We start from the raw sequence: 10457 nt of genomic DNA, 5'->3' as shown, positions 1-10457 counted from the left end.
TATTTGCGTAATTCCTGAAAACGTTATAAAAAACTTGTAGATAACTATAGCTTGACACGTCAGTAGGTTGGGTATCGGGACCGAAAGCCAACAGCAATCTTTCTCCCCTACTCCCCTACTCCCCTACTCCCCACTCCCCCACTCCCCCGCCTCTACATATAGCGTTTTCAAGGTAAATTTGCGTAAGTCCTGAAAATGTTATAAAAAACTTGTAGATAATATAGATGGAAAAAATCCATCAAAAAAAGTTTGATATTTTCAGTAAACACTTATACATGAGAACAAACTAAAAATATGGTAGACGTTTTCTTTAATTCTTGGGATGATGGCGGATTAAATAATTCACGCCCTATAGACACAAGCGATCCTACTTATGTAATCGTACATGGTTTCCGAAATACGGGTGGAAATCCAGGTAATAACTTCACCCCTGAAGGTTGGATGTCAGAAATGGCACAAAATATACGAGATTTGGAGGGCAATGATGCTAACATTTTGATAGTAGATTGGCAAGATGGCGCTGATACTCTCAATTATTGGGCTGCTGCTGACAGAGTTGATGATGTGGGAGTTGAGGTAGCAGACTATTTGTTGGATCAAGGTATTAATCCTGCCGATACCACACTTATTGGTCACAGTTTAGGTGCTCATGTGATGGGTGAAGCAGGAGAAGAACTTCGTGAACGTAGTGGCGAAGTCGATCAACTTATTGGTCTCGATCCAGCAGGCCCTGAGTTTGAAGGAGGTTGGTTCTCTAGTGCTAACCCCACAGATGATCGCCTAGATCCAACTGATGCGGATAGAGTTGTTGCTTTCCATACCAGCAGTACATTGGGATACGATGCTCCATTAGCTGACTTAGATGTATACATTAACTGGGACGATCTATTCCAACCAGGTTCCTTTAGTTTTGTAGGTAATCACGGCTATGCTCACACATTGTATAACGATCTATTAGATGGAGCCGCATTCGCGCAAAACAATGGTACTACTTTCTCACTCGCGACTGTTAATGGTAACACAACAGGTTCAGTATCTGTAGATACTTTCGCTGTATAGAAGCCATTAGGGAGTAGTCGTAGGGACGTTGCATGCAACGTCCGTAAAGAGTAGGGGGAAATAATTAAATATAAATATCCTAACTTCTTGGCAAAAAAAACCAGCATTAACAAAGATACCAAATAGCTTCTATAGTCTAATGGATCAGGTGACGCTGTTTTCCTAACATAACAACTGTAACGTTAGTAAAGCTTTGCTTTAAAAACTAACAACAAAAAAAATAGTGGTTTGCATATAAATCGATCGCAAGCCACTATATTTTTTTACCTAGAAATTGTGGTCTAAAGCCTTTCCATTTATAGAGAAAGAAGAAAAAAAATCTTTTTAGCCAATCCTCATTCTTTATAAGAAGAGGTAATTATTAATTATTAATTATTAATTGTTAATTATTAATTGTGGAACTACATTTATCTTAAGATTCTGCTTGAATTCTTTCTATAGCTTTATCGATTTTTTCTGCATCTTCTCCTTTACCTTGTTCTTTTAATAAGTCTCTAGCTTTCGTAAGAGATACTAATGCTTCAGGTCGTTTATTTTCCAAATACAAAGCTACCCCTAATTGATAATGAAGCACTGCTAAGTCTGGTTTGAGGCGAACAGCATTTTCAAATTGGGAAATTGCTTCTGACAAATTATTTTGATTCGCTAAAAGACTGCCCAGATTAGCATAAGCTTCTGCAAATTCTGAATCTAATTCAATAGCTTTACGAAATGCTGCTTCTGCTGATGTCAGGTCTCCTTCCTTATAGAGTTTCACCCCACGATCAAATTCTTCTTTAGCTTCTCCTTCCAGAGCAATAATTGTTGTGTTAGCTAATTCGGTTTGTTTTGCAGTTGGTTTGAGAGTTGAAGCATAAGCTGAAGTGGTGCTGACTAAGCTCAGTATTGTAGCTATGGCCAATAAGTTGTACTTAGATTTTTTATTAAACATTTTTAAGAATGCTAGTACTCATAGTTACTGTTTAAGCATACTACTTATTTTTAGATTTGATCCCCTCTTTGTGAAATAAACCTTAAGAGAACTCAACTTGTTTAAATTTCTGCTTAAGGCTTTTGAGAAATTGTCTACTCATCAGAAATTTGTTCAAAATGAGCATCTTTACTCTTGACTTTTATCTAGGATTTCTTTAAAGCAGAATCAAATTCTAGACATTTACTATTTTTATATTTATGATACAAGGAAAATAATGGCAGTTTTGTCAAATATTTGTTATATTTTGTAACATGATGCGATAGTCTGACGAATTCTCACAAGTTGTAGAAAATTTATCAAAATAATTGGGTCTCGTCACCCCGCCTTTTAAGGGGAAATGTTTTTGGAGGGTTGCTCAAATCCCCTACTTCTCCTCCCCTCCTGGGAGGGGTTAGGGGTGGGTTGGCAGGGGTTAGGGGTTGGTTAACTTCTGACTTCTGACTTCTGACTTCTGAGTTCGTTAAGGCGATCGCTAAATCAAACAAGGCATATTTGGAGCAATCCAAATAATTTTCTGTATCTAAATTTACCGATCTTACTCTGAAGTAGGCTCAGTAAATATTTGTCACTATGAATATGGAGTAAAGCTATGGACCAACCGATGGAAATGCCACTGGAAAAGCAATTTAGCGTTCGGTCTTTTGAGGCTCAGGTACGCCAGATGAGTTTACAACAGGCTCAAGATTGCTTGGTTCAACTATATGAACAGATGTTGATGAGGGAAACTCTTTATCAACAATTTTTAAAGCATAAGTGGGGATTAGAATCTAACCCTGATTTTGATTAAAACGGAAGTTGTCTTAGGGACGACCTCTTTCTCTCACTCATTTTCACACTAATGAAAGAGAGTTGGGGATTGTGGGACGTCATTTCAGTTATCAGTTATTAGTAACTCTGCAATAAGGAGGCTACGAAAATACGGAATCTTCTTTTTTTATCTTCTTAACAGAGGAGGCGTAACTACCCAGATTTTTCGGTCAACTAATACTGTTTCACTGAACTTAAAAGTAAGATTTTATGAGCTAAGAAGTTTAGTAGACAACAACTTTAGACAATTATTTCATATATATTATTTGACATTATTTAAGTGCATTGCTATAAATTGACAACTATTACAAGTATTAAAAAAATCATTGAGCGACTAGCTAAAAAATTTAAGAATACTCAAGAATACTAAAAAATATTAATAATTGTTTATGAATTAGTCTGGTTGACGCTCTATAGTTGCTTCCATAGCACTACTCAAAGAAAGACCACTTAAAACTCCGCCAGTAGAATAATATCGCTCTTGGTCTAAGCGTAGTAAAGTCTCAAAACCACTACGACGTTGGACATCATTTCCAAGTACCCAATAGCGCTGAATAATTGAATCAATGCCCAGCCATCCTTCTCCTTCTACTTTTCCTAATTCGCTATGCTGAAGAAGAAAAGTATAGCGTCGTTCGTCACTGTCGAGACGTCCCTTGTATTGTAAGATAATATCCTCACGATCCTTACTGGGAAATATCAGTTTTGTAACCATAGAGAACCAATCTGTGCGGTCCCATGTCACAATAGTCTTACCCTTAACAGTAATTAACATTCCATTACGCTCTAGCCAATTTCCTTCTATTGTCCATTTGCCTGATTCTAGTATAAAAGTATGAGCCACAGTGCTATTCCTATGCTGCTAATGCTAGCTTCATTGATACGGCGATTCGGTAAGTTGACAAAAACCATGTTTGGTGCTAGCGAAATACCCATCAGGCAGAGTCAAGATAATTGTATAAAAAGTCCAATATCCTGAAGCCTTGGCCGGGAAGGTTAGACAGGTTGACTTACCATTTTTAGTGCCAGCACTATGACTGTATTTTAGACTATCTAGAGCACTTCTGTGTTTGACATCCTCCCCGGCTGTTAGGCAGGGGGATTCCTACCGAGCCTAAGCTCCTCGGTGGGTTGACGTTTTGCGCTTCGCAAAGCTCCGCTAACACAGGCTGCTGAACCCACCCCTCTTGCTCCCCTCCCGGGAGGGGATGGGGGTGGGTTACGCTTGCCTCTGCGTCCGTTTTTTGTCTCGGACTGCCCACCCGCGACTAATAACAAAAAGATAGCATATGTATTCAAAAAAAACAACTAAAAAGTCCCCTGCTTATGGGCGAGGCTTTAAACCCAATTCTTCGGTAAATAATATAGAATTACAAACTTTGGGGATTTTATTTATACTTTACTTCAGCTATCTTTGTTTAATGGTTAAATCAAAGGCTCATTATACCATTTATCATGCATTCTTGCTACATCTCCTTGAGAGTAGGGAGTAGGGAGTAGGGAGTAGGGAGTAGAGTAAAAAGAGATAAGATATCTTCGTTTAATGCCGATAATCGTTGTCAACATGATTCAACTATTATTATTACTTAATAACTGAAGTGCCATAGGAAGTATAGATAGCATCATCTGTATTGCTCTGTTTTTAATTCCTTTGGTTGGTCTTGGCAACTATAAATCATTGCCTACCCCATCATATTGAGTGGATACATAATTATTGAGTTAACCCATGTTCTAGAGCATAACGAACTAATTCTGTTCGACTGTTTGTACCAGTTTTAGTAAATAATCTACTGACATACTTTTCTACGTTGCGGACACTGGTGTTTAGGTCTCTAGCTATTTCTTTATTCATTAGTCCTCTAGCTACTAAATCTAAAACACTTTGTTCTCTTGGGGTTAAATCTATTTTAATTGGTGATGGGGTTTGAGCGATCGTATTTTTACCCATCAACATAGCTTTAATTTCGGCAATTTGACTTGCTAAAACAGCTATATCTGAAGTATTTTCACCTTCATTCGTGGTTTTCGCTACCATTCTACGTTCTAACAAATTTTCGACTATAGCTACTAACTCTTCAGGATCGAAGGGTTTAGAAAGGTAAGCATCACAACCTGCTTGATAACCTTGAATGCGGTCTGTAGTCATTCCTTTGGCTGTCAAGAATACTACTGGTAAAGCTTTAAATCTTGGATCTTCTCGTAATTTTTGCAGGAATTGATAACCATCTATTTGAGGCATCATAATATCTGTAATTACTAAGTCCGGTAAATATGATTGCAGGATATCCCATCCGTCATTAGCATTACTGGCAACGTTTACATTAAATCCACTATCTTCTAAGTAAACTTGTACAGCTTCCCGTAATCCTGGTTCATCATCTACTAATAGTATTTTTCCTGATATTTTTAATTTTTCTTGGCTGTCATTTTCGGCTTGAATCATTTGAGATATCATAATTTATTTTAGTTTTACTACTTTATTTATAATTTAGCTAATTTTCATTATTATCGGGGTTAAAATAATATAAGGTTAACAATACTTGATTGACATACTCCCGACCTTGCCCTTACGGGACAACGCGGGATTCTTCAGCCTGGGAAACCCTGACCGCCGTTTTGACAGAGGTGATGTCCTCCCCCTGTGTTGATAATAATCCAACCCACCCCCATCCCCTCCCGGGAGGGGAGCTAGAGGGGTGGCTGAGTTATAGTCCCTATCTAACTCTTGACCACATTTAGGACATGAATTCCAGCGCTCTGATAAGCTTTTAGAAACACTATCAACCCTCGAACAATGTTGAGATGTACCTCTTGGATCTACTTTGATAATTCTTTTGCCAAGTTTCCACCCAACATATTCTAAAATCTGAACAAACTTACCAAAAGCTGCATCTTGTAGAGACTTATTTAATCCTGACTTGGCTGATTGACCGTTGGGTAAGAATTGACCATTGTCACCTAGTTTGGCTTTGCAACGTCGGACTAAAGAAGCTATTTGTAGGTCTTCAAGAAATATCACACTTACATCACTCAACAAATGATAAGCCAGTTTAAATTGCCAGTCTAACCGTTGTCTAGCTATCAACTGATGCAGTTTAGCTATTTTACGTTTGATAATTTTCCAAGGTTGGGAATGCTTGGACTTTTTGGCCAGTCTCACCTGAAGTTTAGATAAACGATGCTCAGAGAACCTAAAAAACTTAGGAACTTCCAGAAATTCTCCATCACTGGTAACAGCATAGTGTAACAATCCTAAATCAATACCCTTTGAGTTATCTGAGGTGGGTTGAATTTCTGCACGCCTCAAAGGTATAGCCTGATCTTCTATCGTTAAGCTGATATACCAACCATCCGCTTCACGGATGACTGTTCCTGTCTTAACCTTGAATCCTTCTGGTATTGGGCGATTGTATACAAAAGGCACTAAACCAATCTTTGGTAAATTGACACAATACCGACCGTTAGTATTTTTAACAATCTTGGTATTTGATAACTGAGGATAGCTGAAGGAATTATAATAATGTTTCCCCTTGTCGGGTAAGAGGAGATATGTCACCATACTCCCCTCCCCTCAGAACCGTACTTGAAACTCGTCGCCTCATACGGCTCAAGCTTTCTTGGACACTTTTTTCTTTTTCTCACTATGGATATGTAAGTGACATTTCTTGTGTAAATGTATGAGATTCTCTATCTCATTACTTCCACCTTCAGTTACTTCTATCTTGTGGTGAGTGTCGAAATTTTCTCCGTTAAATAAATGTTCACCGCAAACTGGACATTTCCATATATCCTGCTTTTAGCCATTGCTTTATTAATTCTTTTCCAGGTATATTTCCTAGTTTTTCAAGTATAAATTCATGGCTGATATTATCAAATGCTCCTTTGATATCGGCATCTAATACCCATGTATCGCGATTATTTTGTAATCTAGCGAAACATTGTTCTATGGCATCGTGACAACCTCTACCTGGTCTGAATCCATAGCTGTTTTGCTCAAATCTGGCTTCCCAACTGGGTTCTAGCGCATTTTTGATTACTGCTTGTGCAATGCGGTCATCAATGGTTGGTATACCTAATGGTCGATTCTTTCCGTTAGCCTTTGGGATATATATCCTTTTAGTTGGTTTCACCTTCCAGGGTTTGTATTCCTTCCACTGATTGACAAGTTTCACTCTATCTTGGGGAGTTTTAATTACTTTACCATCTACGCCTGGTGTGCGTTTCCCCTGATTAGCTTGTGTTACTCTGTACACTGACAATAGCAGGTTGGAGTGACAACGGATTAACAGTTTCTGTAGGCTTCTAACCTTATTCCACTGTTTCTTTTGTGTCGCACGATAAGTTCTCTGTCTCAGGTTCTTAACTTTTTTCGTCACGGTCATCCAATCAATGTGTGACCATTCTGTTAAAGTCTCTTTAGCTCCGATGTCCTCTTGGACTCTATCTTTCACTATAGTTTCAGTTCCATATTACTTTGGTTTATCGTTGAAAACCTGTCTGAAGTCTGCCACCTTTCAGTGTGAGGCAAATTTTGTAGCCGTTAGGCTTCTCGAAGAGTACCTCTATTCCTGGCATTACCCAGGACGTTCGCTTTCTCAGACATCCCTTTCCCTCTAGATAGTTCCGTCTTTCTTACGATTGACCTACTTAGGTTTTCGACCATTATAATCCTAAGAATCTATAGGGGTTTCTGTAGTTCCATGTGGTGAGATTCGCGTTTGGTGTCGGGTATCATCTATACTTCGGTAGAGCTTTTGTTCTGTCGTCCTGTGGAAAATTCGACCACCTGACCTATCTACGTACCTTTTGGTTGAAGTGTTTAAGCCTTATTCCACTTCTTCAGACATGACGAAGCCTCATCGATGATTCATTTTCATTAACCCTTCCTTACTTCCCCTAGCTCTTACCCAGATTAGGCTTCCAGGCTTGAATACTTTCGTAGTCTGCATTCCACTAATTTCATTACTTACTTTTAGCGTGACTAGACTTTTGCAAGTCTTTTACGTGGGGACAGTGGGACAGACTCCACTGGGAGAGACGGCTCTCCACTCGTTGTGCAGCTTATCCTAAGCTACTAACACATAGCTTGCTACATCGCACAAATTTAGGTCTGCCGCTGGTTTTACCGTTTTTATCAGGTAAGGTAAAGTTCTCCATCGTAGTTTGCACGCGCGCTCATTACATCTTGCAATACCTGGGAGTACATGGACTTGTATTCACCGAAGAGTTTTTTAGTTTGTGCTAAGTTGGCTGACTGTACTGTTTCCCAAGCTACATAACCATTTATTATGTTGGGATGTTTGTCACCTTTTCTAGTTATCGGATGACCATTACTATCCTTTTTTCTACCGTCGCGGGTTTGTATCCTAAACTCTGGAATGTTTTGGTAAATTCGTTCTACTGGTACTACTGAAACATTAAGAGGACAAGAATTTACTGGTGTGCGCGTGGCTTCAAACCAGTTTAACCTTTCAGCCAAACGGTAATTATATTGCTTCCTTGCCATGAATAGCCAATTAGATATAATCACCGCTTGGGTTTTGTGTGGTTTGAGCTTGTACTTATATTTCAGTAGCATGGCAGAATCTACCAGGATTTATCAAATGATAATTTATTATAATTGCTGTGTTAATAAATTGTCAATAGCTATAGCAAACAGGATTATAGGAAAACCGCACACCCTAGCCCGGCTTTCCCATCCCTCCGCTCCCCTAATAGCTGCCTCCACCATCCTCCGCCTTTCATGTCGGCGACAGCCGAAACGGGAGAGCGCGGGACTTCCCGCCGGGGGAGTTAAAATTTGTTTTTGTGGTAACCAGGACTTACGCACAATACGAAATCAAACACCATTTGTAGGGGTTGACGGCCGTTAACCCCTACTAGACGTAGTGGTTATGTGTAAGTCCAGCTAATTAGTTGAAAACTGTTTTATGCCTAAAATCTAATTTGAGAGCGATCTGTTAAAATTTCATAACCAGTATTTGTTACCAATACTGTATGCTCAAACTGAGCTGAAAGAGAATTATCAACGGTAACAGCAGTCCATTTATCGGATAAAATTCGTGTAAACCTAGAACCAGCATTCAGAATTGGTTCAATAGCTAAAGTCATGCCTGCTCTTAGTTTCACATTTGGTAAACTTTTAGTTCTAGAGTTAAAAACTGAAGGTTCTTCGTGTAAATTTCTTCCCACACCGTGACCTGTAAATTCTTCGACTATACGAAAACCATTTGCTTCTACATGATCTTGAATAGCTCCTGCAAGATCGAGTAAATAAGCACCAGCTTTTACTTGTTCGATACCTTTATACATTGCTTCCTCTGCTACACGAATTAGTTTAGCTGCTTCAGGAGCAACTTCAACTACACCAATAGTAATACAAGAGTCTCCATGAAATTCTTGATAGTAAGCACCTGTATCTACTTTTAAAACATCACCAACTCGAATAACTTTTTTCTTACTAGGAATGCCATGGACAACTTCGTTATTTATGCAAGCACAAATAGAACCAGGAAAACCATGATAACCTTTAAAACTTGGCGTTGCCCCCATTTCTCGAATGCGTTTTTCTGCATAGGCATCTAAGTCAGCAGTTGTCATTCCTGGTTTAACAATTTGAGAAATTTCTTTGAGTACTGTTGCGACTATTTTACATGATTGTCGCATAATTTCTATTTCTCGTTGAGATTTGATTTCTATTCCTCGACGTTGTTTTTTCTTAACAGTAGGACGGGGTTTGGGTTTTGCTGGAGCTGCAAGTAGATTACTAAAAATCTTCATTTTTTTTGACAAGTTATTAAATTTTATCTATGATATCTTAAGGTTTAGGCATCACTAAAGTCAAATGTTAAATTTATGCATTCACTGAGACAAGATAAATTGAGAATATTTTAACTCAACTTGGAATTGATGAATTTATTTTTTTTTGATGCTTTGTTGCATTTTTTTCTAAAAGCAAGGTTGTCACATACTACAATAATTGAATGCTGCATTTTTAAAGCTTTCAGAGAATTGTGCAATTTACCGAAAAAATGGGTTTAAAGCCTCCTTCTTCTAGGGCGACTTTTTCTGCATCAATATTTTTTTTCAAATAATTGTTTTGATCGGGAAAAATATATGCTAAAATAATAGCATAGAAACAAAAAGATAAGAATGTTAGTAAGAGAGGCTAAGTTATTAAACGGGACATCAAATCAATATAAATCCTTGGATGAAGCTATCAGAACAGCACAGTTTATTAGAAATAAAGCTGTCAGATATTGGATAGACAACCAAGGAGTAGATAAGTCGCGTTTATACAAACTGAGTAAAGAATTAGCTAGTGAGTTTGCTTTTGCAAACAAATTAAATTCATCAGCTAGACAAGCCTCAGTAGAAGTAGCTTGGACTTCGATTAGTAACTTTTATCGTCGCGGTAAGGAAGGAGCGAAAAAGAAAGGATATCCTAAATTCAAAAAGCATTGTCGGTCTGTAGAATATAAACAATCTGGCTGGGTGCGATTCGTTTCCTTGGAAAATGGAGAACTCAATTCAAAGTGTACGAGGAGCAAGAGGTCAACCTTTCGTATTGGTTGAATCAAAACTCTTGACAACTTAATGACCATGAGGGTGAAAGTCC

The 10457-nt window shown here is 38.3% G+C and carries 12 protein-coding genes; 3 read left to right on the top strand and 9 right to left on the bottom strand.

Going from position 1 to position 10457, the window contains the following annotated elements; genetic code table 11:
• Positions 1 to 294: 294 nt before the first annotated feature.
• On the top strand, positions 295 to 1059 hold the full coding sequence (locus tag F6K54_RS31505; RefSeq protein WP_293086740.1) for an alpha/beta fold hydrolase: 765 nt from the start codon (positions 295 to 297) through the stop codon (positions 1057 to 1059).
• Positions 1060 to 1471: 412 nt separating this feature from the next.
• On the opposite strand, the gene F6K54_RS31500 is transcribed toward F6K54_RS31505, so the two are convergent.
• Both F6K54_RS31500 and F6K54_RS31495 read right to left on the bottom strand, forming a co-directional pair.
• Complete coding sequence (locus F6K54_RS31500; protein WP_293086738.1) at positions 1472 to 1990, bottom strand: tetratricopeptide repeat protein; 519 nt, start codon at positions 1988 to 1990, stop codon at positions 1472 to 1474.
• A gap of 338 nt (positions 1991 to 2328) precedes the next feature.
• Positions 2329 to 2538, bottom strand: a complete 210-nt coding sequence (locus tag F6K54_RS31495) for a hypothetical protein (RefSeq protein ID WP_293086735.1) — start codon at positions 2536 to 2538, stop codon at positions 2329 to 2331.
• An 83-nt stretch (positions 2539 to 2621) separates the two neighbouring features.
• Between F6K54_RS31495 and F6K54_RS31490 the strand changes: the two genes are divergently transcribed.
• On the top strand, positions 2622 to 2819 hold the full coding sequence (locus F6K54_RS31490) for an NblA/ycf18 family protein (RefSeq protein WP_202224006.1): 198 nt from the start codon (positions 2622 to 2624) through the stop codon (positions 2817 to 2819).
• A gap of 414 nt (positions 2820 to 3233) precedes the next feature.
• On the opposite strand, the gene F6K54_RS31485 is transcribed toward F6K54_RS31490, so the two are convergent.
• The 7 genes from F6K54_RS31485 to map all read right to left on the bottom strand — a co-directional run bounded on the left by F6K54_RS31485 (position 3234) and on the right by map (position 9619).
• Positions 3234 to 3683 (bottom strand): hypothetical protein, encoded by a 450-nt coding sequence (locus tag F6K54_RS31485; RefSeq protein ID WP_293086733.1) that lies wholly within the window; start codon positions 3681 to 3683, stop codon positions 3234 to 3236.
• Between the two features lie 867 nt (positions 3684 to 4550).
• Positions 4551 to 5294, bottom strand: a complete 744-nt coding sequence (locus F6K54_RS31480) for a response regulator transcription factor (RefSeq protein WP_293086730.1) — start codon at positions 5292 to 5294, stop codon at positions 4551 to 4553.
• A 75-nt stretch (positions 5295 to 5369) separates the two neighbouring features.
• Entirely contained in the window at positions 5370 to 6398 is a 1029-nt protein-coding gene (locus F6K54_RS31475) for a transposase (protein WP_293086727.1), read from the bottom strand.
• A gap of 48 nt (positions 6399 to 6446) precedes the next feature.
• A complete protein-coding gene (locus F6K54_RS43305) occupies positions 6447 to 6560 on the bottom strand; it encodes an HNH endonuclease (protein WP_366558286.1) in 114 nt (37 codons plus the stop codon).
• A gap of 40 nt (positions 6561 to 6600) precedes the next feature.
• Positions 6601 to 7290, bottom strand: a complete 690-nt coding sequence (locus tag F6K54_RS31470; protein WP_293086724.1) for a reverse transcriptase N-terminal domain-containing protein — start codon at positions 7288 to 7290, stop codon at positions 6601 to 6603.
• A 683-nt stretch (positions 7291 to 7973) separates the two neighbouring features.
• The gene (locus F6K54_RS31465; RefSeq protein WP_293086721.1) at positions 7974 to 8417 is read right to left on the bottom strand and encodes a helix-turn-helix domain-containing protein; all 444 of its coding nucleotides are present in this window, start codon (positions 8415 to 8417) and stop codon (positions 7974 to 7976) included.
• Positions 8418 to 8773: 356 nt separating this feature from the next.
• A complete protein-coding gene (gene map / locus F6K54_RS31460) occupies positions 8774 to 9619 on the bottom strand; it encodes a type I methionyl aminopeptidase (RefSeq protein WP_293086717.1) in 846 nt (281 codons plus the stop codon).
• Positions 9620 to 9991: 372 nt separating this feature from the next.
• Here map and F6K54_RS31455 point away from each other — a divergent pair, with 372 nt between their 5' ends.
• Positions 9992 to 10414, top strand: coding sequence for a hypothetical protein (locus F6K54_RS31455; protein WP_293086714.1), 423 nt, complete (start codon positions 9992 to 9994; stop codon positions 10412 to 10414).
• Positions 10415 to 10457 lie beyond the last annotated feature (43 nt).

This window comes from Okeania sp. SIO3B5 (assembly GCF_010692555.1).
Classification (GTDB): Bacteria; Cyanobacteriota; Cyanobacteriia; order Cyanobacteriales; family Microcoleaceae; genus Okeania.
Note: the sequence above shows the minus strand (reverse complement) of the source record. Positions and strands in the feature narration are given on the sequence as shown.